The sequence below is a fragment of the Paenibacillus sp. LjRoot153 genome (assembly GCF_964253085.1).
Taxonomy (GTDB): domain Bacteria; phylum Bacillota; class Bacilli; order Paenibacillales; family NBRC-103111; genus Paenibacillus_E.
Map to the genome: position 1 here is coordinate 47,290 of NZ_CAXUQH020000001.1, position 24,058 is coordinate 71,347.

Annotated in this window: 24 protein-coding genes; all 24 read left to right on the top strand. The window is 47.7% G+C overall.

The window, feature by feature from the left end; translation table 11 throughout:
* Positions 1-16 precede the first annotated feature (16 nt).
* The 24 genes from ACSQ8P_RS00245 (at position 17) to fabZ (ending at position 24,045) form a co-directional block, all read left to right on the top strand.
* Positions 17-421 carry a F0F1 ATP synthase subunit epsilon gene (locus tag ACSQ8P_RS00245; protein WP_436233396.1) on the top strand — a complete coding sequence of 135 codons (405 nt, stop codon included), beginning with the start codon at positions 17-19 and terminating at the stop codon, positions 419-421.
* A gap of 497 nt (positions 422-918) precedes the next feature.
* A complete protein-coding gene (locus tag ACSQ8P_RS00250) occupies positions 919-1,284 on the top strand; it encodes an NADH-quinone oxidoreductase subunit A (RefSeq protein WP_436239417.1) in 366 nt (121 codons plus the stop codon).
* A complete protein-coding gene (locus ACSQ8P_RS00255) occupies positions 1,269-1,787 on the top strand; it encodes a NuoB/complex I 20 kDa subunit family protein (RefSeq protein WP_056611667.1) in 519 nt (172 codons plus the stop codon). Before ACSQ8P_RS00250 ends, ACSQ8P_RS00255 begins: the two co-directional genes overlap by 16 nt.
* Entirely contained in the window at positions 1,784-2,653 is an 870-nt protein-coding gene (locus tag ACSQ8P_RS00260) for an NADH-quinone oxidoreductase subunit C (protein ID WP_436233397.1), read from the top strand. The genes ACSQ8P_RS00255 and ACSQ8P_RS00260 overlap by 4 nt, the downstream gene beginning before the upstream one ends.
* Positions 2,654-2,656: 3 nt before the next feature.
* A complete protein-coding gene (locus ACSQ8P_RS00265; RefSeq protein ID WP_436233398.1) occupies positions 2,657-3,757 on the top strand; it encodes an NADH-quinone oxidoreductase subunit D in 1,101 nt (366 codons plus the stop codon).
* Entirely contained in the window at positions 3,757-4,761 is a 1,005-nt protein-coding gene (nuoH, locus tag ACSQ8P_RS00270; protein WP_436233399.1) for an NADH-quinone oxidoreductase subunit NuoH, read from the top strand. The genes ACSQ8P_RS00265 and nuoH overlap by 1 nt, the downstream gene beginning before the upstream one ends.
* 105 nt (positions 4,762-4,866) lie before the next feature.
* Positions 4,867-5,319: an NADH-quinone oxidoreductase subunit NuoI gene (gene nuoI, locus ACSQ8P_RS00275; RefSeq protein ID WP_056611658.1), complete on the top strand. Its 453-nt coding sequence runs from the start codon at positions 4,867-4,869 to the stop codon at positions 5,317-5,319.
* Positions 5,312-5,842, top strand: coding sequence for an NADH-quinone oxidoreductase subunit J (locus tag ACSQ8P_RS00280; RefSeq protein WP_436233400.1), 531 nt, complete (start codon positions 5,312-5,314; stop codon positions 5,840-5,842). Before nuoI ends, ACSQ8P_RS00280 begins: the two co-directional genes overlap by 8 nt.
* 2 nt (positions 5,843-5,844) lie before the next feature.
* Positions 5,845-6,156: an NADH-quinone oxidoreductase subunit NuoK gene (nuoK, locus tag ACSQ8P_RS00285; protein ID WP_056611652.1), complete on the top strand. Its 312-nt coding sequence runs from the start codon at positions 5,845-5,847 to the stop codon at positions 6,154-6,156.
* Between the two features lie 15 nt (positions 6,157-6,171).
* Positions 6,172-8,094, top strand: a complete 1,923-nt coding sequence (nuoL, locus tag ACSQ8P_RS00290; protein ID WP_436233401.1) for an NADH-quinone oxidoreductase subunit L — start codon at positions 6,172-6,174, stop codon at positions 8,092-8,094.
* Positions 8,084-9,706, top strand: a complete 1,623-nt coding sequence (locus tag ACSQ8P_RS00295) for a complex I subunit 4 family protein (protein ID WP_436233402.1) — start codon at positions 8,084-8,086, stop codon at positions 9,704-9,706. The genes nuoL and ACSQ8P_RS00295 overlap by 11 nt, the downstream gene beginning before the upstream one ends.
* 4 nt (positions 9,707-9,710) lie before the next feature.
* Positions 9,711-11,222, top strand: a complete 1,512-nt coding sequence (locus ACSQ8P_RS00300) for an NADH-quinone oxidoreductase subunit N (RefSeq protein WP_436233403.1) — start codon at positions 9,711-9,713, stop codon at positions 11,220-11,222.
* A gap of 956 nt (positions 11,223-12,178) precedes the next feature.
* The gene (locus ACSQ8P_RS00305; protein WP_436233404.1) at positions 12,179-14,686 is read left to right on the top strand and encodes a S8 family serine peptidase; all 2,508 of its coding nucleotides are present in this window, start codon (positions 12,179-12,181) and stop codon (positions 14,684-14,686) included.
* 19 nt (positions 14,687-14,705) lie between these two features.
* Complete coding sequence (locus ACSQ8P_RS00310) at positions 14,706-14,966, top strand: DUF1146 family protein (RefSeq protein WP_436233405.1); 261 nt, start codon at positions 14,706-14,708, stop codon at positions 14,964-14,966.
* A gap of 198 nt (positions 14,967-15,164) precedes the next feature.
* Complete coding sequence (murA, locus tag ACSQ8P_RS00315; protein WP_436233406.1) at positions 15,165-16,484, top strand: UDP-N-acetylglucosamine 1-carboxyvinyltransferase; 1,320 nt, start codon at positions 15,165-15,167, stop codon at positions 16,482-16,484.
* A 695-nt stretch (positions 16,485-17,179) separates the two neighbouring features.
* Positions 17,180-18,226, top strand: a complete 1,047-nt coding sequence (spoIID, locus tag ACSQ8P_RS00320; protein ID WP_436233407.1) for a stage II sporulation protein D — start codon at positions 17,180-17,182, stop codon at positions 18,224-18,226.
* Positions 18,227-18,308: 82 nt separating this feature from the next.
* Positions 18,309-19,046, top strand: coding sequence for a peptidoglycan DD-metalloendopeptidase family protein (locus ACSQ8P_RS00325; RefSeq protein ID WP_436233408.1), 738 nt, complete (start codon positions 18,309-18,311; stop codon positions 19,044-19,046).
* Between the two features lie 247 nt (positions 19,047-19,293).
* A complete protein-coding gene (spoIIID, locus tag ACSQ8P_RS00330; RefSeq protein ID WP_056611628.1) occupies positions 19,294-19,584 on the top strand; it encodes a sporulation transcriptional regulator SpoIIID in 291 nt (96 codons plus the stop codon).
* 173 nt (positions 19,585-19,757) lie between these two features.
* On the top strand, positions 19,758-20,756 hold the full coding sequence (locus ACSQ8P_RS00335) for a rod shape-determining protein (RefSeq protein WP_436233409.1): 999 nt from the start codon (positions 19,758-19,760) through the stop codon (positions 20,754-20,756).
* Positions 20,757-20,784: 28 nt separating this feature from the next.
* Entirely contained in the window at positions 20,785-21,678 is an 894-nt protein-coding gene (locus ACSQ8P_RS00340) for a flagellar hook-basal body protein (RefSeq protein WP_436233410.1), read from the top strand.
* A 24-nt stretch (positions 21,679-21,702) separates the two neighbouring features.
* Positions 21,703-22,569, top strand: coding sequence for a flagellar hook-basal body protein (locus ACSQ8P_RS00345; protein ID WP_436233411.1), 867 nt, complete (start codon positions 21,703-21,705; stop codon positions 22,567-22,569).
* Positions 22,570-22,592: 23 nt separating this feature from the next.
* The gene (locus ACSQ8P_RS00350) at positions 22,593-22,814 is read left to right on the top strand and encodes a DNA-directed RNA polymerase subunit beta (RefSeq protein WP_436233412.1); all 222 of its coding nucleotides are present in this window, start codon (positions 22,593-22,595) and stop codon (positions 22,812-22,814) included.
* A gap of 114 nt (positions 22,815-22,928) precedes the next feature.
* Complete coding sequence (locus ACSQ8P_RS00355; protein WP_236290457.1) at positions 22,929-23,447, top strand: CDP-alcohol phosphatidyltransferase family protein; 519 nt, start codon at positions 22,929-22,931, stop codon at positions 23,445-23,447.
* 169 nt (positions 23,448-23,616) lie between these two features.
* On the top strand, positions 23,617-24,045 hold the full coding sequence (fabZ, locus tag ACSQ8P_RS00360) for a 3-hydroxyacyl-ACP dehydratase FabZ (RefSeq protein WP_029195635.1): 429 nt from the start codon (positions 23,617-23,619) through the stop codon (positions 24,043-24,045).
* The last annotated feature ends 13 nt before the right edge of the window (positions 24,046-24,058 follow it).

The following is a 24,058-nucleotide window of genomic DNA, read 5'->3' on the forward strand; positions in this document are numbered from 1 at the left end:
AGGAAGGAGAATCCAAGTGAGTACATTCCTACTGGAAATTGTAACACCGGAGCGCAAAGTGTACGCTGAGCAAGTGGACATGGTTAGCGTGAAGGGTACTGAAGGGGAGCTTGGAATTCTGCCGAATCACATTCCATTGGTCACTCCACTTAGAATTGCTCCGATTACTGTGAAGAAAGCGGGCTCCAAAGACGAAGTCATCGCAGTGAACGGCGGTTTCATGGAAGTGCGCAAGGATAAGGTGGTTATTTTGGCGGAAAGCGCCGAGCTGCCTGAACAAATTGATATTGATCGTGCGAGAGCAGCGAAAGAGCGTGCGGAGAAACGTCTTGCAGAAACGAAGCAAGATAACGTGGATTTCAAACGCGCTGAAGCTTCTTTACAAAGAGCATTGAATCGTATCGGTGTGTCCGGGAAATAAATATATAGAATAAAAGCGGGAGAACTTCGGTTCTTTCGCTTTTTTGCATTTAAATGGCGAAGAAAAAGCTGCCCCTCTCGGAGGAGAGGAACAGCTCGTCATGGATTTCCTTTTATGCGTGATGCCAAATGGTGGATTCACCTGTTTTCGGGCAAGGAGGGAAGGTTTCGCCTGCGGTGAGTTGAATGCTTTGCCCGTCAGCATCGCGATAGCGACCTGTCTCGGTAACTTTGTCATTGGTTCTATGTTGGTGATTAGCGTTCGATGCATTTGCCATTAAAAATCAGTCCTTTCGCATATCATAATAGGGAATTTGGACAAGACCTGAATGCCCAGTGAATAGTATTACTCACTTTTGTGAAATGCTACTCATACATGGAAAGAATTAATGTCGACGCCTAAACCCCTTTTTGTTATACTAATAAAGGTGATTATTACCAAAACTACCGAAATCGTAAGGAATGCAAATAAGAAATGGAGGCGGTTACATTCACATGATGTATACAAATAACTATGTAATCGTAGCGGTTTTTCTAGGGTTAGGTATTTTCCTCCCCATAGCAGCGCTGACGATTGGCAAATGGTTAAGACCGAGTAAACCCATCGAAGAGAAGTATACGACGTATGAAAGTGGGAATGAACCTGTAGGTGAGGGACAAATCCGGTTTAACATTCGATATTATTTGTACGCTTTGATGTTTGTCATCTTTGATGTGGAGACCGTATTCCTCTATCCGTGGGCAGTTGCCTTTAATCAACTTGGTTTATTTGCTTTAATTGAAATGTGTATTTTTGTTGCCTTGCTTGCCATAGGATTAATATACGCTTGGAAGAAGAAGGTGCTGCGATGGACTTCAGTCTAGAGTCAATCTCTCCCGAGGAACGGGAAGAAATAAACCGTAATGTATTTATGACAACACTGGAGCAGGTAAAAGCTTGGGCTCGCAGTAATTCGCTTTGGCCATTAACCTTTGGCTTGGCTTGTTGCGCGATCGAAATGATGGGAACAGGCGGTTCTCACTATGATTTAGACCGATTCGGAGTCATCTTCCGTACGTCACCTAGACAATCAGATGTCATGATTGTAGCAGGGACAGTTACGAAGAAAATGGCTCCTTTGCTGCGCCGTCTTTATGAACAAATGCCTGAACCGAAGTGGGTTATCGCGATGGGTTCCTGTGCAACAGCAGGCGGACCATATGTGAAATCGTATTCGGTCGTGAAGGGTGTCGACCAAATCGTTCCTGTGGACGTGTATATCCCAGGTTGTCCGCCGAATCCAGCTGCGCTTATCTATGGTATCAACAAGCTTCAGGAGAAGATTCGTTATGAAGCGAAGACTGGGAAGCAGGTGATCAATCGATGAGCGAGGAGAACAAGCCGGAAGAAACCACGGTTCCGACTCCTCCTGTTGGTGAGGATGAGAAAGAGGAATGCAATGCGGGCAGCACCTCTGAGGGCAGTGTAGAGAGCAAAGCGGAAGCTAGCGAGCCGCCTGCTGGCGCAAGCACGCCAGCCACGGACGCGGCGGCAGAGCGCGCCGCGGCAAGAGCCGCGCGCCTCGCAGCGCGCGCGGCCACTGAGGCGGGCGAGCCTGCCCCCGCTGGGGCAGCAACGCCAGCGTCCGCAGACGCTGGCTCTGACGAAGAGAAGGCGGCCAAAGCCCAGGCCGCCGCAGAAGCCCGCGCCGCGCGAGCCGCAGCACGCGGAGCGAAGCCCGAATCGGCGGATCCAGCCACGCCGAAGGAGCCATCACCGAACCAGCCGCTGCTGGACCGGCTGGTTGCGATCTTGAAGGCCGAGGCAGGCGAAGACGCCGTCGTCGAATCCTTCATCAACGAAAGGGACGCGCATCGTCCTTACGTTGTCATTCACAGCTCGCGCTGGCCGCAGGCCGCGCTTACGCTGAGAGATAACGCCGAGCTGCGCTGTGATTACTTGCGTAATCTCTCCGGTGTGGACCAAGAAACGCACCTCGAGGTGGCGTATCATCTGCTTTCCCTTACACACAAGCATGAGTATTGTGTGAAGGTGAAGACAGACCGTGAGCAACCTAGCATACCTTCGGTAGCTGATGTCTGGCCGACGGCCAACTGGAACGAGCGCGAAGCCTTTGACCTTTTCGGCATCGACTTCCCTGGCCACCCGAACTTAGTACGGATCATGATGCCTGATGATTGGGTGGGTCATCCACTGCGCAAAGACTACGAACCGCTTGACCCGGAGGTGTAGCACGTGTTACGGACAGAAGAGCTCCTGTTAAACGTTGGTCCTCAGCATCCAAGTACACACGGCGTTTTCCGCGTGATTGTAAAGCTGGATGGTGAAATCATTCGAGAAGCAATACCCGTTATGGGCTACTTACATAGAGGAACAGAGAAATTGGCTGAGAACCTCAGCTATACCCAAATCATCCCATATACCGACCGTATGGATTATGTATCGGCGATGACGACCAACTATGCGTTAGTTAACGCCGTAGAGAAAATGATGCAACTCGAAATACCCGAACGAGCGGAATTTCTTCGCTTAATCGTGATGGAGCTGCAGCGTATCGCCTCTCACATGGTGTGGTGGGGAACGTACCTACTGGATATCGGAGCGATGAGTCCGTTCTTGTATGCGTTCCGTGACCGCGAAATCATTATCGATCTATTCAACGAACTGTGTGGAGCGCGTTTAACGTACAACTACATGCGTGTAGGCGGCGTGAAATGGGACGCACCAGACGGTTGGATCGAGAAGGTACGGAAATTCGTGCCGTATATGTACGGCAAATTAGAAGAGTATCACACGCTTGTAACTGGAAATGAGATATTCCTCTCACGGATCAAGGGTGTAGGTAAATATGACGCTGAGACAGCCATTGCGTATGGCCTTAGCGGGGCGAACCTGCGTTGTACGGGTGTAGACTGGGATATTCGCAAAACGCAGCCCTACAGCCTGTACAGCCGCTTCCAGTTCGATGTGCCTGTCCGCAGTGGCGGGGATTGCTATGACCGCTATTTAATCCGAATGGAAGAAATAAAACAATCCCTCCGCATCTTGGAGCAAGCTTTAGATGTGTTTCCTGAGGGCGGCGAGACGATGGGCAAAGTGCCTAGAGTCATTCGCCCGCCAGAAGGCGAAATTTATGCAGCAATTGAGTCTCCGCGTGGGGAAATTGGCTGCCATATTATTTCCCGAGGTAAACAAGAGCCGTACCGCTTGAAATTCCGCAGGCCGTCCTTCGTGAATCTGCAAATATTGCCCAAGCTTCTGGTCGGGGAATCGATGACCAATCTAATTACGATTCTGGGCGGCATCGATATTGTCGTTGGGGAGGTGGATGCCTAATGGTCAATTTATTGGAGGAGAGTCTGACATGGACGAACTTCTTCGTATTCCTATTCTGGGGCATCGTGATGCTCATGCTCGTGTTAGGGTTCGTTACCTACGCGATCTACTTCGAGCGTAAGGTCATCGGCTGGATGCAGCTGCGGATCGGGCCAAACCGGACTGGACCTTTTGGGCTGCTGCAAAGCGTCGCCGACGTACTCAAGCTTCTCATCAAGGAAGATACGATTCCTCGGAAAGCCGAGCGTGAGCTCTTCATTCTCGCACCGATTATTACCTTTATCCCGTCCTTTACGATTATTGCGACCATTCCGTTCTCAGATCGGATGTTTGGTGCGAATTTAAATGTGGGATTGCTTTATTACGTGGCACTAACAGGGATCTCAACCATCGGAATTATTCTGGGCGGTTGGGCATCCAACAATAAATATGCGTTGCTGGGCGGAATGCGTTCGGCAGCTCAAATGATTAGTTATGAAGTTCCGTTAGTTATTTCGGTTGTTGGTGTAATTATGATGACGGGCAGCCTGAATCTGCATACGATTGTCGATCATCAAACAGGCGGCTTCTGGCACTGGAATTTCATTCCACAGATCCTGGGTTTCATTATTTTCGTGATTGCAGGTGTGTCGGAGCTTAATCGTACGCCGTTTGACTTGCCAGAAGCAGAATCTGAGCTCGTTGCGGGCTACCATGTGGAATACAGCGGTTTCCGCTTCGCTTTCTTCATGCTATCCGAGTATGTGTACGTCTTCGTCATTGCTTCACTCGTCAGTCTGATTTTCCTTGGTGGATGGCATGCGCCGTTCGGATTCCTTGATTTCATTCCAGGCGTCATCTGGTTCCTGTTGAAATTCTCATCGGTCGTGTTCTTCCTCTTCTGGTTGCGGGCGACACTGCCACGTGTTCGAATTGATCAATTGATGGGGTTCGGCTGGAAAGTGTTGCTTCCACTGGCACTGGTCAACATGCTGGTGACGGCGATTATCATGACCATTTTTTAAGCAAGCTAGATAGCTGATCATGGTCGGATCTTTCCTCCGCAAAACTTTAAGTCCATGCTTTCGAAGTTAGTTTTGCTAACGCAAAACTTGAAGGAGTTGAAACACATGAAGGGCATTATGAAAGGTTTAGGCTTCACGTTCAAGCATTTGACTGAGAAGAAAGTAACGTACGCATACCCGGAAGTTCCGATTAAAATGCCGGATCGCTTTCGTGGTATTCAATACTTTGATCCCGAGAAATGCATTGTGTGCAATCAATGTGCGCGTGTGTGCCCGACGGAGTGTATTACGTTAACTGGAAAAGCGAACCCAGACCCTGAGAAAAAGGGGAAGGTCATTGATACGTATGACATCAACTTCGAAATTTGTATTCTGTGCGACCTTTGCACAGAAGTGTGTCCGACAGAAGCGATCGTAATGACTAACAATTTTGAGCTCAGCAGCTACAGTCGGGATGATTTGTTCAAAAATATGGAATGGCTGAGCAACAACACACAAAACATTCGTCAAGAAAACAATTCTGCGATGCCTAAAGGGGGCGCGAAGAAAGATGTTTAGTGGACTCGGCGATTTCTTAACCAGCGGTACGAGCTGGGCGTTCTTCATCTTCGCGTTACTCGCGATCGGCGGGGCGATCTTTATGATTTCTTTTACGAAAGTCGTGCACATGGTTGTTGCAGTGGCCCTCACGTTTATCAGCTTGGCTGGCTTGTATGTCATCCTTGAAGCGGAGTTTGTCGCTTTCGTGCAGGTCTTGATTTATGCCGGCGCCATCTCGATTCTGATGATTTTCGGCATTATGATGACGAAGCATAGACAGGGTGAAGACGAGGGCCCTAAGCGCCCATGGCATGAAGGCTTGGCCATTCTCGGAGCGGTTGGATTGTTCGGCGTCTTGTTCTATGCGATTCAGAAATCGACCTTCGTCTCTTCAGGGGCATTGGATGCTGGCAAGGATAATACCCTCGAAATTGGGAAGCTGCTGTATAACGTGCATGTCATTCCCTTCGAAATCATGTCTGTGCTGCTGACGGTAGCGTTCATCGGTGCCATCGTAGTTGCGAAGAGAGAGGAGGATTAGCGTTGGGTAACTTAATTACTCCTTATCTTACATTGGCGGCGATCCTATTCTGCATTGGACTGTACGGTGCATTAACGAAGAAAAACGGGGTTATCGTCTTGCTCTCCATCGAGCTTATGCTCAATGCGGTGAACTTGAATTTGATTGCCTTCTCGAAGCTAGGAGATCACCCAGCATTAACGGGGCATATCTTCTCCCTCTTTAACATTACGATTGCAGCGGCTGAGGCAGCTGTGGGGATTGCCATATTGATCACGATTTACCGGAATAAAGGCACTGTTGAAGTGACAGATCTGGATTCTATGAAGCGCTAGGAGGCTAACAAGGCTATGGTATCGGACTATTCACAGTACGCCTGGCTCATTCCATTGTTTCCGTTGCTTGCTTTTCTAGCGCTTACGGCAATGGGGCGTCAACTGAAAGATTTAGGGATTTACATTAGCATTTTTGCGATGCTGCTTTCGTTCATTGTGGCTTTGCTCATTTTCGTGGAGCGGATTGGCGGCAATGTTGAGGATTTCACATGGGATAAAATGAATTGGCTGCAAGTGGGCGATTTTACGCTGAAAATGGGGTTTGAGGTTACCAATCTTAACTCCCTGATGCTCGTAATCGTCACGCTGGTTTCACTGTTGGTGAACATTTATTCCAAAGGCTACATGAAAGGCGACGAGCGTATTCACGTGTTTTTCGGCTATATTGCGCTGTTCTCCTTCTCCATGCTAGGTCTTGTTATTTCTGAAAATATGCTAGAGCTTTACATCTTCTGGGAGTTAGTAGGAGTATGTTCCTTCTTGCTCGTCGGATTCTGGTACTTCAAGCCAGAGGCGAAGGCTGCCGCCAAAAAGGCATTCATCGTCACCCGCATCGGGGATGTGGGCTTGTTTATCGCGATCCTGTTGTTGTATCTATACATGCCAGGACACGCGCTAGATTTCACATCCATACATAACGCCTTTACCACAGGCAAAATTGACCCTACGATCGTCACATGGATCGCAGTTTTGATTTTTATCGGGGCGATGGGTAAATCTGGTCAATTCCCGCTGCACACATGGTTACCAGATGCAATGGAAGGGCCAACGCCAATCTCGGCGCTGATCCATGCCGCAACGATGGTTGCTGCTGGGGTGTACCTTGTGGCACGGACGTTTGATATTTTCCACGCCTCACCGGATGCGTTGATGGTAGTTGCTTATGTAGGTGGGTTTACCGCCATTTTTGCAGCAACAATCGGTATTGCGCAGAACGATATTAAGCGAATTCTTGCTTACTCGACGGTGAGTCAACTCGGTTATATGATGATGGCGCTGGGGATTGGCGTTTCAATTACGTCAGGAATGTTCCACTTGTTTACACATGCCTTCTTCAAAGCGCTGCTCTTCTTGGGTGCAGGTAGTGTGATTCACGCGGTACATACGCAGGACATTAACGAAATGGGCGGCTTATCCCGCAAAATGAAAATCACGACATGGACCTTCGCGATCGGAACGCTGGCATTAGCCGGAATATTCCCATTCGCAGGTTTCTGGTCGAAGGATATGATTCTCACCGAAGCGTACGAGCATAATCAGCTTCTGTTCTGGGTCGGTGTGATTGCGGCATTCTTCACCGCTTTCTATATGTCACGCCTGTTCTTCCTCGTGTTTATGGGCTCGCCTAGACCGAAAGCAGTGGCTTCGGAGGATCACGATGCTCATGAGCATGATCACGCGCATGAGCCGCACGAATCACCGGCTTCCATGACGACACCGCTTATCGTGCTTGCTGTGCTTGCTGTCGTTGCAGGCTTCGTGAATACACCATTCAACGAATGGCTGGGTCACTGGCTGACAGGGCAGGAGCATGAGGAGACGGCCAATTGGACGGTTATTATTTTGTCCACTTTAGCTGGCTTGTTAGGAATCGGACTGGGCTATCTGATTTACCTCAAACGCACCATTCCTCGGGACATTGTTTCAGGTAAAATGCCTTGGTTATATACGCTGCTTAATCGCAAATATTTCATTGATGAAATCTATGATGTCATAGTAGTCAAACCGCTTCGCGGTCTAGGCTTCATCCTGGAATTGATTGATATTTACATCATTGACGGGATTGTTCGCTTAGTTGCTTTCACGGTGGTTAGTCTTGGACGCTTAGGCTCCCGACTCCAAAATGGTCAACTGCAGTCCTACGGGGTCATCATGCTTCTCGGGATGCTGATTCTGGCACTTGCCATTGCAGGAAGGAGGTTCATACATGCCGGCTAACTTACCCATTCTTAGTATGATTGCCTTCTCACCTCTGCTTGGTGTGCTTGTCCTGCTCTTCCTTCGAGGAGATCGTGGACGTCTGATCAAAACTGTTGGTATCGTCACGACGCTAATTCCGCTGATTTTGGCAGCATGGTTGTATGTGGACTATAACTATCAAGGGGATCCACTTCAGTACAAAGAACAGCTGAGTTGGATCAAAGTCCCATTAAACCACGAGGGTATTCAGCAAATCACACAATTTTTCTTCGAGTTTAAATATTCGTTAGCTGTCGATGGCATTTCGTTGCCGCTCGTCTTTCTAACAGCGCTAATCTCGTCGATGGCTGCATTAGCCTCCGTTTACATTAAGAAACGCTGGAAAACGTATTTCATTTTGTTCCTTTTGCTAGAAACGGGTATGTTCGGTGTATTCATGGCACAGGATCTCTTCTTGTTCTTCCTGTTCTTTGAAATTACCCTCGTGCCGATGTTCTTCTTGATCGGAATTTGGGGGTATATGAACCGAGAACAGGCGGCTAATCGGTTCTTGCTGTATAACGGTCTAGGCTCAGCGATTATGCTGATTGCCTTCCTGATTCTGGTTACGACTGCAGGATTTAACCAAGATCCATCGCAGACAGAGGCTATCATTTACTATAGCGGCGACATTCATACGATTGCGCATAATCTGTTGCAGGCTCCTGAGGCTTATGTGAATCAGAGCGGTACGCCGTTCTTTATGAGTCAAACGATGAAATGGACTGTGTTCATCATGCTGCTGGTCGCTTTCGGGATCAAGCTGCCGATCTTCCCGTTTCATACGTGGATGCTGAAAGTACATACAGAGGCTCCGCCTGCTGTCGTTATGATTCACTCTGGGATTTTGCTCAAAATGGGGGCCTACGGCCTCATCCGTTTCGGCATTCTGTTCTTCCCAGCGGAAGCCCAGCAATGGGCGTGGGTGCTCGCGCTCCTCGGCGTTATTAACATCGTGTATGGTGCATTGCTCGCGATGGTCCAAAAGGACTTCAAACTCGTGCTCGCCTACTCGAGTATCAGCCACATGGGCATCGTCCTGTTGGGACTTGCCGCGTTCAACATTGCAGGTCTGCAAGGCGCCGTGTTCCAGCTGATCTCACACGGTCTGATCTCAGCCCTGATGTTCTTGCTCGTCGGCAGCATCTACGAGCGCACCGAAACCACGCAGCTCGATCGCTTGGGCGGTCTCGCTCGCAATATCCCCTTCATCAGCGGTATTCTGCTGATTGGGGGCATGGCCTCGCTCGGATTGCCAGGCTTATCCGGCTTCATCAGTGAGTTCCTCGCGTTCGTCGGACTCTTTGAAACCCACCGTGTGTACGCGATTGTCGGTACACTGGGTATTATCTTCGCAGCGGTTTACGTGCTGCGCGGGGTACTGAACATCACGTTCGGCCCTAAGCAGCCGAGCTTACTGCAGCAAGGGATGCGCGACGCGCGTCTCATCGAGGCTGTGCCGATGATTACCTTGGTCGCGTTCATTCTCTTGCTGGGCGTGTACCCAAGCGTGCTGAGTCAGCCGCTTCAACAAACCATTGGCAGCTTGGATCAATTGATCCATAGCGTAGCCGGGAAGATAGGAGGTTAGTCCAGTGGAACAGATTAGACTCCATGCTAGTGATTTATTGCATCTGCTCCCTGAGCTTGCGCTGGTTGCAACCGCGATCATCCTATCTCTCTTGGATTTGGTTCTGCCGAACCGATTCAGTCGTTCGATTATCGGATGGCTGACCCTAGTCGGCATCGCGATTTCTGCCGTGTTCGTTGTCTTGCAGCTGAATCCGGAAGAAGCGATTCAACTTTTGAATCAAAGCTATCGCGTCGACGATTTCTCGAATTTACTTAAATTGTTTACTCTCGTCGGTACGGGGCTGATCGTCTTCATGAGCTTAGGCTTCGTGAAAGAGGATAGCATCCCGCATGTCGGGGAGTATTATTACTTTTATTTGCCTGCTGCGCTAGGGGCGATGATCATGTCGTCATCGGGTGATTTGATTACACTCTATGTGGGGTTGGAACTACTGAGTATTACTTCTTACCTGATGGTTGCAATGAAGAAGAAAGACAAGAAATCCAATGAAGGAGCATTCAAATACTTGGTGATGGGCGGTATTTCATCCGCGATTATCCTGTATGGCATGTCCTTCCTGTACGGAATGGCCGGTTCTGCGAATCTGCAAGAGATTGGCGCAGCCCTCCCAACGTTGGTCACATCGTATGAGCCATTGCTCTACGTTGCTTTCTTCTTGCTGCTGGCAGGATTCGGTTTCAAAATTGCCGCAGCGCCTTTCCACAGCTGGGCGCCGGATGTCTATGAAGGCGCGCCAACACCTGTTTCGGCATTTTTGGCTGTCGTGTCCAAAGCGGCCGGATTCGCCATCTTGTTCCGTGTCTTCTATGTCCTGTTCGGATTTAGCGACTTCGGAGAGAGTAAGTTGCAATCCGATGTGTTCCTAGCGATATCCGTTATGGCGGCTATTGCGATGGTAGTGGGGAATTTCATTGCGCTGAAGCAAACGAATATGAAAAGGCTACTTGCCTATTCGGGAATTGCGAATGCCGGTTATCTACTCGTTCCGATTGGAACGTACTTTTCGGCCACGCATTATGCCAATTTCTCGGAATTCATTTTCTACTTAATTGCGTATATGTTTATGAACATCGGAGCTTTCGCCGTGCTGATGATAATCGAGCAGGCTGAGGGTCATACCGAAGCCAAGGGCTTCGCGGGTCTGTACTATCGCGCACCTTTAACAGCTGTAGCTATGGTTTTGCTGATCCTATCCTTAGCTGGTATTCCTTTATCAGGTGGATTCTTCGGTAAACTCTACATTATCTTAGGGACGATGCAGACGCAGCAATACTGGCTTGGATCCCTAATGATTGCTACCAGCGTGGTCTCGTTCTACTACTATTTCAGCATCGTGCGTCAAATGTTCATGCGCAGCGATTACGAGCCAGCCGCGATCAAAGTGTCCGTGCCATTAGGCATAACCGTTTGGTTATGTGCGCTAATCAGCGTGGCGCTTGGTGTGGTTCCGCACTTGGTGCTGAAAGGCATAGAGAGCGTCTTTACTTTGACGAAGGATTTTATTATTCAATAATCCGTACCCTAAGAGGCCCTTCCTACGTAAATGTAGGGAGGGCTTTTTCTTGCTGCCAGTAGAGATGATGTGAGTGGAGAAAGTAGAAGTATGAGCATGAGTTGATAAGTCAGAATGGTGAGTTGATCGGATGTAAGTTTCGTAATTCTCCTTTGTGCCAGATGAATAGATGGATTTTATCCAGTTTAATATTGGGGTTTTCCGCCCAAACACAGAATAAATGGAAAACCTGCAGTTAATTTTGACCAATTTACCCGGTCTGAACAAAAAAGGCAATTTTAACTACATGTTCTACAGTTAAATCAAGTTTTCGAGGAAATTTCACTTAAATAGCTGTACATTATCCAGTTAATACAAATGTGTAGAGAATGAGACCCTCCAAACCCAACTAACACCAACAACACTGTCCGAGCCCAAAGATCCCATGCTAGCATCCCGTGCGCCTGTACCAATTTTTTCCATCTCATTTCCCCGGAAATAAAGGCATATAAGTCCGATGGCCCCCAAATTACACATCATTTAGATGAGTTCCGGACAACTCCCAGAAAATACTTTAAAAAATATCATGTAAGATCTGAACTTTTTGCGAAGTTGAGCCGTTATAGGTATCGAGAAGATGTTTAATATGGTATAGATATATGAGAAAACTTTTATCGAGGCACCTCGAAGATGAGCGACCGCTATTCCACCCCACAAAGTGACGATAAGCTTCGAAGCAAAGTCCGTCCGCAACGAGTGATAACTCGTTCGGCGTCTAAACTTACCTAATGAGATTTGATAAAAAGTTTAGACATTACTTTGTGGGGACCCCAGGAGATGTAAGTTTTATCGCCAATAACAAAGCTGTTTTCGGACACCGAAAACGTATACTTTCTTATGTGGTAAGTAAATGACGAAGAGATTTAATTTGGGATAAAGGACCTGATGTGATGACTTATTTTCGATACGTAGGCCCCATGATACTGATGACAATGCTAGTCCTAGGACTAACGGGTTTCGTGCCTAACGTAGATGCGGCTTATGCGGTGTCTTCCGATCCCATGAGAGTGAAGCAAACTTATCTGGATATGATTCGCGTTGATCAAGCATGGGCTGCGGCAGGAGATGCCCGTACGCCGATCGTTGTCGCCGTTGTTGATACAGGCGTTGACCTTGGACATCCAGATTTAACTGGCAATTTAGTGGATGGTGTGAATTTGCTTCAGGCTTCGAGGAAGCCTTTTGATGATAATGGACATGGAACGAACGTAGCCGGCTTGATTGCCGCTGCGATTAATAACGATAAAGGCATCGCGGGAATTGCCCCCAATGCCAAAATTATGCCAATTAAGGCACTGGAAGCAGATGGAACTGGCGGCGAAGCTAAGCTGGGCGAAGGTATTAAATATGCGGTTGATCATGGTGCGAAAATCGTTGTACTTTCCTTGGGATTGAACAAATACTCGGATTATCTAGCAGGTGTTGTGCAATATGCAGAGGATCGCAACGTATTACTTGTCGCTGCTGTTGGTAATGAAAGCACGAGTGTGAAATACCCCGCGGCGTATCCAACTGTGCTTTCTGTTGGTGGTGTAAGCCCTAATAAACAGGCTGACCCACGATCGAATTACGGCCCAGAGCTCGATATCATGGCTCCTTGGGACGTATACACGACGGCGCTTGGCGGTGGCTATCAGTATCAGGATGGGAGCTCGATGGCTGCCCCCCAAGTGGCAGCTGCCGCTGCGCTGGTTTGGGGGAAATATCCGGCAATGTCGGCGTACCAGGTGCGCTCACAGATCGAGCAAACAGCCACGGACTTAATGTCCAGAGGGTGGGACGCTAAGACGGGTAATGGCTTATTGAATATCGAAAAGGCACTGACTGAAACTTATAAGCAAGATCGCTTCGAGCCGAATGATCTTGCGAGTCAGGCGGCTGCGCTTCCGAATCATACGTTAGTCAAAGCGAACCTCAGCTCGGGGCAGGACCAGGACTGGTATGCGATTGATGCAGCTTATGACGGTTACATTCAGTTAGCGGTACAGCCCGAAGATGGCGCAGGTATTCGCGTGAAGTTTGATTCGGGACAGAGCTTTGTCGCGGCTAGTGATACTACTGGAGGAAACCAGTCGTTTACTGTAGCTGTGACCAAAGGCGTTACCTATGTACAGTTGGAGAATGTTGATCGTGCACGAAAGACCCTGCTTAATTACACGTTGCGAACGGATTTTGTGATTTACACGGACCCTTTTGAGGATAATGATAAGCAGTATAAAGCTTTTACATTGTCAGAACGCAGTCAGACTATCCGAGGTACGTTTCATGAAAAAGGCGATATCGATTGGTTCGCTCTAACGCTTGAACACTCGGGCACGATGCGCCTTAGACTATCGACAGATACGGGGCGGATCGATCCTATGCTTCTTTTTCAGAAAGAAGGGGAGAAGTCGACGACGATCGACCAAGCTGGCGATGGCGGTATAGAAGTGAGCTCCCAGATGGAAGTGCTTCCTGGGCAATATTATATTCGTGTTAGTAATGTGAAGGATTATGCCGGATCAATTACAGGTGAATACACGCTAGAGATTGAGTATACGCCTAAATTGATAGACGCGAACGAACCGAATGACAAATCATATCAAGCTACATTTGCGGCGATGAACGCCGGGTATGAAGGTGTTTTTCATAAAAATGAAGACGTGGATTGGTTCGAATTCCGATTGACTTCCGATAGTTTAGCCCAAGTCAGATTAACGAATATCCCTACCTCGCGTACGTTGTATGCTACTTTGTATAATAATTCGTTGCAGGAGCAAGGCACCTATCGCAGTGAGATGGGTTCGAGTCAGCTGGGTTTCGAGAAGCCGTTGCCCGAAGGAACGTACTATATTAAACTCCAGGCGAACCAGTGGTTCATGAGTCAGATGTATCGTTTGCAGTTGAATAATTATGGGCTGGTCAGCGGATATGTTGATATTGCTGGACATTGGGCACAGGATGCCATTAGCAAACTTACCGAGCAAGGGATGATTAGCGGCTACGGGAATTATCGCTTTGCACCGAATCAATCCATCACAAGGGCTGAAGCGGCTACTGTGCTATCGCGTGCTTTGCGTTTATCGAAACGCAGGGATTTGCGATTCAGCGACTTGGCCGTTTCGCATTGGGCTTACGCTGATATTGCCAAAACCGTTCAAGCCTCTATCGTAGACGGTTACCCGGATGGGACATTTGACCCCGACGGCAAGCTGACCCGTATGGAAATGACGCAAATGCTTGCGCGCAGTATGAATATGACAGGCAAGCTGAGAGGCAATACACCTTTTAGCGACGTGAGTGAATCGTACTGGGGTATAGGCATACTGAAACAGATGGCGGCAGATGGTTGGATCAGCGGATTTCCCGATGGTACTTTCCATCCAGAAGATCAGGCAACACGGGCTGAATTTGTAACCTTGCTGGCCAGAGTTGTAAATCGGTAACAGGGAAGAGGAGTGACCTATGGGCGAGACGGACAAATGGAGTGAAGTGGCGCAATACGCGTCGTTGATGAACATGGTTAGTATAGCTGTCTATATTCTTTGCATCGGGTTGGCGTGGTGGTCCCTGCAAGCGTTCCGCTTTGATGTTTTGCTGCGAAGGCCCAAAGGTGCACAAGCGATTATGCTGCAAATTTTGCTTTCGATCGGACTCGGACAGCTGGTTGCGGGCTTTTTCATTCAGTATTTAGGTCTCTCCATGAGCTTCAGTAAGATGTTTTAATGCGATTTCCCGAATAATGCAGAAGTTTGTTGTCAACAATGGATAATAGAACGGAATGAAAATCACATTACGCTTCGAACTCTATGTAGGGCATCTCTGACTGCCAAAAGAACACAGTTGTATCTATGTAGCTTCAAATGATAAACTTAGGAAATGTGCAAAACCTGTCTTTTAAAATAAGTGCGCGGAGGGACCATGATGAGCAAAATTATCGTCCGCGGTGGCCGAAAGCTAGCTGGCAATGTAAAAATCAACGGAGCAAAAAATGCGGTACTGCCGATTATTGCGGCTTCCATTCTGGGGTCGGAAGGTGAAAGCGTCATCCATGATGCGCCTCCCCTTGACGATGTACTAGTCATTAATAAAGTATTACAAAGCTTAGGAATTGAAGTCGAATACAACCGTCAGGTGATTCGAGTAAGAGCTGGGCAGATTAATACCTGTGAAGCTTCCTATGATCTTGTCCGGAAAATGAGAGCCTCTTTCCTCGTGATGGGTCCTTTGTTAGCTAGGTTGGGTCAAGCGAGAATTTCGCTTCCAGGCGGTTGCGCGATTGGCACAAGACCGATTGACCAGCATCTCAAAGGCTTTGAAGCGATGGGTGCCGATATTGAACTAGGTCAAGGCTATATCGAAGCCAAAGTGAAAGGGCGCCTGAAGGGTGCCAAGATTTATTTGGATGTGGCCAGCGTAGGTGCAACCGAGAACATTATGATGGCCGCAACGCTTGCGGAAGGTACGACAACGATTGAAAATGCGGCAAAAGAGCCGGAAATTGTTGATTTGGCCAATTATCTGAATGCGATGGGCGCTGTGATCCGCGGTGCGGGAACAGGTGTTATTCGTATTGAGGGCGTAGAGAAGCTTCGTGGTTGCGTACATACGGTGATCCCAGATCGCGTAGAAGCCGGCACGTACATGATCGCTGCAGCGATTACAGGCAGTGAGCTGTATATGGAGGGTGCGATTGGAGACCACCTTCGTCCTGTTATTTCCAAAATGCAGGAAATGGGTGTAACGATTGAAGAAGATGAGAACGGCATTCGCGTTCGAGCTACAGGCCCGCTGCGCGCGGTAGACGTGAAAACGTTGCCGTACCCAGGCTTCCCAACCGACATGCAGTCGCAAATGATGGCACTGTTGATGGTAGCGGACGGAACGAGCCTTGTAACGGAGACTGTGTTCGAGAACCGTTTCATGCATGTAGATGAATTCGCGAATATGAATGCAAACATTAAGGTGGACGGTCGCACAGCGATCGTAAGCGGTAACTCAAAGCTGCGTGGAGCCAAGGTTTGTGCAACAGACCTGCGCGCTGGTGCGGCGCTCATTCTCGCTGCATTGGCGGCAGAAGGTGAGACGGAGATCACGGGTATTCACCACATTGATCGTGGCTATGTTGACATCACGGACGTTCTGCGTGAACTAGGTGCCGATATTTATCGCTCGGTCCCACAAGAAATTGAGCAGGAAGTAGCTGAGCTTGGATTTTTCAATATCCAGCCAACGCTAGCGTAAAACAAGAGGAATCATCAGGGAACGGACCTGATGGTTCTTTTTTTTTGACCACATCAGAAAGTATAAGTTTTCGGTTACCGAAACTGCTTTCTGATTGGCGATAAAACCTACTACTCAAACGCGGTCGCTCATCTTTGAATGGCCTCGATAGAGGTTTTCTCAATCTACCACTACACCTCACCTACCTAAATATCTCGATCCACTCCTCGATCCACTCCTGCCACTACACTTTATCTACGTCTAGCACTATACTTTATCTCCCTACCACTACATAGAATCTACACCTACCTTAGAGCTAGATTTTACCCAACTCGTATCCTCTCTCCCTGCTTCTATTACATGCAACGTTACCCTCTCACACGTTTAAGTGTAAAATCTACAGTTAATTCCTTCGCTTTTCTCGCAGTAAATAAACTAACTGGATTTCCTGCAGTTAGTTTCGCGAGATTTCGCTGATATGGCCGATTACGGCGATTTTACCTGTATGTTTTCTATCTAATCAGCAATTTCGGGCATTTCCGGCGAAAATAGTTGGAGGTTTCCCAGTTAAACCGTAGCCGCCGGGGCGAAGCGAATCGGCACTATCAATTCCCGATCCTAGCCTCGTTCGTGTTCTATTCTAGCAACCCCTCTCATAAGCTAAGACATACCAAAATTGCTGCTAGTAAACGCGCTAATGGAGGCTGCTCAGACATATGTTCAAAAAGAAACGCGTGCTCAGAAAAGAAGTCATCCTGTGGATGGCTGTTTGTTTATCTTCCATGTTGTGTGTCACTATCATTGTGCCTGGATTGCTAGTCAAGAAGATTCCGACCGATGAGGTGTACCCGATTCCAATTGAAGGTTCATTCTTGCAAGAGACTAGCGCAGAACAAGAGTTGATGATTCCTGTGTATTTGACGAAACAGGCAACTGTGCAGACCGTTCCACTAGAACAGTATGTAAGAGGTGTGCTGGCTGCCGAAATGCCCGTAGATTTCGAGCTTGAGGCACTCAAGGCGCAAGCGATGGCGGCAAGAACGTATGTTGTGCGTAGAGTCATAGAGAAAGATTATAGCAATATGCCAGTGAATGACGCACTTGTGACAGACACGACAGCTCATCAGGCCTATCTGACTGACGAAGAGCTTAGAGTGAAGTGGGACAAGACCAAGTACGAAACCAATATGGCTAAGATTGATAGAGCCGTCAATGAGACCAAGGATAAAATACTTACCTATGGGCATGTACCGATCAACGCGACTTTTTTCTCAACAAGCAATGGTTATACCGAGAATTCGGAAGAATATTGGCCTTTCAAAAGTCCTTATTTACGCAGCGTGCCTAGTCCATGGGATATTAAGCTTTCCTCTCGCTATCAAGAAAGTGTCACAATCAGCTATAAGACAATGCTTCAGAAGTTAGGTGTGGCGAGTATTGCGACAACAGATACAAGCGCCAAAGGCATGAAAGTACTCTCTTGGTCTACCGGACATCGCATTAAAAGCATGACGATAGGAGGCAAGGTATTCTCAGGACGCGAAGTAAGAGAGAAGCTAGGCCTAGCATCCTCTCAATTCGCTTGGAAATGGGCGGGCTCTCAAATCACGATTACGACGTATGGATACGGCCACGGAGTAGGTCTCAGTCAATGGGGCGCCAACGGAATGGCGAAGGAAGGGAAAACCGCGGAGGAGATCGTAACCTATTATTACACGGGCATCTCTATTGAAAATGCAGCCTCTTTTCTCCACAAATCGTAAACTTGTATTGTTTCTATAAAAATATCTTTCTGTAAGTATAAAACCTTGGAATGTGTCAAGAATGGTTGATGAGGTGATAACCATGAGTGATAATAACAAAGGTTTTCAGAAAGAAGAAGCTCCTAAAACTGTTCAAGGAGCACAAGGTCCAACATCTGCATGGAAGAGGTTGCTTGCTAAGAAATGGGTATTCCCAGCGACGTATGTGGCAGCAGCAGCAATTATCTTAACCTTAATGTGGGTGTACCAGGGAGCAGGAACGAAATCAGTCAGCCTAGAAGAACCAGGTCTTAAGGTTAGCAGTAACGAACAAACCGATAATCCGAAAGCACCACTTGATGGGGCTCTCGCGGTTAACGGAACCACGGAAGCGATGCAATGGCCTGTGAAAGACAGAGCTGCTGTTGAAGTGGCGATTCCTTACTATGACACGAATGCATCCAATGATGTGAAGGCAGCTGCAATGATCGAGTACCTCGATCAACTGACACCGCACACGGCAATTGACTTGAAAGCCAAAGATGGCGCAGCATTCGATGTTCTAGCGGCACTAGGTGGTAAAGTTACAGCGGTTGAGCAAAGCCCTGTTGTTGGTAAGCTAGTTGAGATTACACACAGCAACGGTTTGATCAGTATTTACCAAAGTTTATCCGATGTGAAGGTAACGAAGGGTGCAGAAGTGAAGAAAGGCGATATCATCGCCAAAGCAGGCAGTAACGATTTCGAGAAGGAAGATGGCGTGCATTTACACTTTGAAGTACGTCAAGTTAGCGACAATGCAGCCGTTAACCCAGAAAGCCTCTTGAACGTGAAGCAATAAGCAGCATTTCGAGCATTACCATACATGAGGCTAAGGCCTACATACAGTGAAGGGCAGCGGGTATATTCCTGCTGCTTTTTCACATTTTTCTTGAACATTTGACCCTTTTGGGCGCCTAAAGCTGATTTTCTGTGATTATTTTGAAAATAAATATGGGAAATGAGCTTGTCAGGCTTGGTTACGTAGAATATCTAGTCATGCCCCTCATATACTTTACCAAACTATCTCGAGTAGGGAGGCGAGGGGAGTGCACGATTACATCAAAGAGCGAACCATTAAGATTGGTACCTGTATCGTCGAGACCAAGAATACGGTTCGCACCATTGCTAAGGAATTCGGCGTTTCCAAAAGCACAGTGCATAAGGATTTGACGGAAAGACTACCGGAAATCAACCCAGACCTGGCCAATCAGGTGAAGCACATTTTGGAGTATCACAAGTCAATTCGGCACCTTAGGGGAGGAGAAGCGACGAAAATTAAGTATCGTAAGACCCGTAATCCTAAGCTTTCCGAAATCCTGGTTACGGTTAAGTCCTAAGATACCCTTCATCCCGAGATGTTTCCTATGTTTCCTTAAACTGGGCGTGTCGAAATTTCACGGAAAAAGAGGAAAACATGCATTTATAGCGAATTTAGCTTATAATTAGAACTGTATATCAGAGCGCCGATTCTTCACGGGATGGACGGTAGGTTTAGGAGGATTAATTAGAAATGTTCAGCAAGGATATTGGAATAGATCTCGGCACGGCAAATGTGCTTATTCATGTAAAAGGTCGCGGAGTTGTGCTTGATGAGCCATCCGTAGTTGCGATTGAAAGCGATACGAAACGCGTGTTGGCTGTTGGGGAAGAAGCCTTCCGCATGGTAGGTAGAACGCCTGGTAACATTATTGCGATTCGTCCTCTTAAGGATGGTGTTATCGCGGATTTTGATATTACGGAAATGATGTTGAAGCATTTCATTGCAAAAATTGGGGGCAAGAATTGGTATTCTCATCCGAGAATACTGATCTGCGCCCCTACCAACATTACCTCAGTTGAGCAGAAAGCGATTCGCGAAGCAGCTGAGCGCAGCGGTGCCCGAGAGGTATTCATGGAAGAAGAACCGAAGGCGGCGGCAATTGGCGCCGGTATGGACATCTTCCAGCCTAGCGGTAACATGGTTGTTGATATTGGTGGAGGGACGACGGATGTTGCCGTATTATCCATGGGCGACATCGTCACCTCCTCTTCCATCAAGATCGCTGGCGACAAGTTCGATACAGCGATCATGAAGTATATCAAAAATAAGTACAAGCTGTTGATCGGTGAACGGACAAGCGAAGACATTAAGTTGAAAATTGGAACGGTATATCCACATGGGCGTGATCAAGAGATGGATATTCGCGGAAGAGATATGGTTTCTGGACTTCCTTTGACGATTACAATTCACTCCAGTGAGGTTCAGGAAGCACTATGGGATCCGGTTTCCTCCATTGTCACTGCGGCGAAGAGCGTACTTGAGCGGACACCACCTGAGTTATCTGCGGACATTATTGACCGTGGCGTTATTCTGACAGGTGGCGGCGCATTGTTGCATGGGCTTGATCAATTGCTTGCGGATGAATTGAAAGTGCCTGTACTTATCGCTGAAGATCCAATGTCTTGTGTTGTTAAAGGCACAGGGATTATGTTGGATAATTTAGATAAAGTAACCAAACGCAAATTTTAATTAGATAGACTATCTAAGAGGTGACTAGATGTTAAGAGGACTGTATACCGCGGCGGCAGGGATGATTTCTGAGCAACGCAGACACGATACCATAACGAATAATATTGCCAACTTGAATTCCCCAGGCTTTAAACAGGGTAATGCCTTGTCGCGTTCGTTTCCAGAAATGCTGATCTCTACGATTCGCGGTGGACAAGGTGCCTCTCCAGCGCCGCTTGGAAGGATGAGCTTAGGTGTGTTCTCTGAGGAAAGTATCTCGGTCCACACCCAGGGTGATCTGCAGGAAACGCAGAACCCCTTTGATTTCGCATTGGTCTCTAACATTCAGGTAGCGGGAGTTACATTTGATGCAACGGGCAAATACGTAAATGCAGAAGGGGAGCGAACGTTCCAACCGCAGGCACTATTCACCGTGTTGAACCCGAATGGTGAGCAGCGTTACTCCTTAAACGGGAAGTTCACCGTCGATGCAGCAGGTCAACTTGTTAATGCCAATGGTGAACAAGTGTTGGGCCGAGATGGACAACCCTTGGTCTTGTTGGATGGAGCTGGACAACCGATATCCAATTTCAAAGTAACGGATAAGGGTGAATTCATGGACAGCGACGGCCGCCCGATTCTGGATGCGGCAGGCGCACCGATCGGTTTGATGCTTTCGCGTGCAGAGAACCCGAATCTGTTGCTCCGTGAGGGGAATGGTTTATTGCGTATTAATCCAGGGGATGAAGCGACGATCACGCAAGTAGCGCCAGGCGACCAAGTTGAAGTGCGTCAAGGCTTTATCGAGCGTTCGAACGTGGACTCCGCGCAATCCATGGTGGATATGATGTCGGCGCTGCGCGCCTATGAAGCGAATCAGAAAGTGATCCAATCGTATGATAAAAGTATGGATAAAGCAGCAAATGAAGTAGGACGCGTCTAAATCTAGCTTGCGAAGGAGCCAGCCATGAACAATTCCATGATCAACTCATCGGTATCCATGCACAGCTTACAGCAAAAGCTGGATATTCTCTCCAATAACATAGCAAATGTGAATACCAACGGCTTTAAGAAGAAGGAAGCTTCCTTCGAAGATGTATTGACGAACGTTCAAGCACAGCCTGAAGGGTTCCGTCAGCAAGGGCGCTTCTCGCCGCTCGGTTTTAATCAAGGCTGGGGCTCGAGGCTTGTGCAAATTCAGACGAATTTGGCACAAGGACCGATTCAGCCGACAGGCAATACAACCGACTTCGCTATTCAAGGCGATGGCTTGTTTGAAGTAGCTGTCAGCAAGGTAGACGAGAATGGTGACCAAGTATTTCAGCCAGCTTGGACACGTAACGGGGCATTTAGCTTAACGCCGAACGGACAAGGCGGGACGGTTCTTACGACGAAAGAGGGCCATTATATCGCAGATATCAATGGAAGCCCGATTAACGTACCATCAGGTATTCGCCCAGTCGTTGAGAAAGATGGTACAATCCAAGGCTACAATGAACAGGATCCAGCAGCAGCACCCGTGACAATAGGCCAAATCAAGCTGGTTCGTGTAGTACGACCACAGTTGCTTCAAGATGTGGGAGATAATTTATACACACTTCCAGCGGGGATTACTGACGGTGAGAGAGCGAATATCCTGCAAGATGTGAACGGTGTGGCCGCAACAGAGGCGACTCGCGTAAGCTTAATGCAGGGCTTTCTGGAACAATCGAATGTGACACTCTCGGATGAAATGACGGACCTGGTTATTGTGCAACGAGCATTACAGCTGAATTCCCGGGCCATCACATCCTCTGATCAGATGATGAACATGGCTAACAATTTACGTGCTTGATCGTAGAAAGGAAGGGATAGGCTATGGTGGCAGACAAGCCTGCTCCAGTCAAGAAGAAGCCAAGGCCGAGATGGCAGAAGATTTTATGGCTTATTTTCAAAATTGTACGTATTCCCGTGCTGGCTATTCTAGCTATCTATATTGGCTTATGGGTAGGTTACACGAAGCTCGGAAATCAACCTTCATCAGAAATCTTACATATCAGCACATGGCGGCATTTATACGATCTCGTTTTTGCAAATTAATCGAACTCCCGTATGGGAGTTTTATTTTTGTAAGAGCAGCGGTATAATGAAGAAAGACTTAATCTGCCAAATACTGAAATTTCGGATCGGATACCTAGGCGCAGGAGGATTACCTTGAATATACCGAACATGCTCACGATTAGCAGGTTTGTACTAATCCCCGTGTATCTCGTGCTTTTTTTCAATGGCCACATCCGAACCTCCTTCATCATTCTACTTGTAGCTGGATTGACGGATATTCTAGATGGCTACATCGCTAGAACGCGCAAGCTGATTACCCCCATGGGTGTCATGCTAGACCCGCTTGCAGATAAGTGCATGATGATTGCGGTCATCCTCTCTCTCCTCATCTCAGAGATGATTCCTTGGCAGGCAGCAGTGGCTATGTTCATCCGAGACGCAGGCATGATTATTGGCTCCGCCTTCTTTCATTTCAGAGGCAAACTGACCGTTCCAGCGAACGTTATGGGGAAGCTAACGACGGTTCTCTACTATTTCGCCATCCTCTTTATTGTGTTTGAATTCACCTTTGCCATCACCTATTTGTGGTACGTGATCGGGGTCTCTTTCTTAACATCATTTATTTATATCTTTCAGTTCCTGTTATTAAATCGTGGAGCTCGAGCGAAATAACGGTTATAGGCAAAATGAAAAAAGAGCCTATGTAGGGGTCTGTCATACAGACCGTTACATAAGCTCCCCTTATATGAACCTTCACTTCTGCAGGATATGAAGGGACCTCCCTATTGTAAGTAATTCCCTTGTATTTTATACAAGCATTCGAAAGGAGCACGAACGCACGATGCTAGATATTAATCAAATTCAAGAGATCATTCCTCACCGCCCGCCTTTCCTTCTGGTTGACCGTATTTTAGAGGTAGAAGAAGGGGTTAGAGCTGTAGGGATTAAAAATGTCACGATTAATGAACCGTTCTTCGCAGGGCATTTTCCTGGCTATCCGGTGATGCCGGGGGTTTTGATTGTTGAAGCCTTAGCACAAGTTGGTGCTGTAGCTGTTTTGTCCATGCCTGAGTATAAAGGCAAAATCGGCCTATTCGCAGGTGCAGATGGCATTCGCTGGCGTCAGCAAGTTGTACCAGGAGATACACTTACATTGGAAATGACCATCACACGGGTAAAAGGCACCATTGTTAAAGGTCAAGCTGTGGCTAAAGTTGGTGACAAAGTGGTAGTCGAAGGTGAGCTTATGTTCGCCCTTGCTAATAAATAGCCCATACATATAA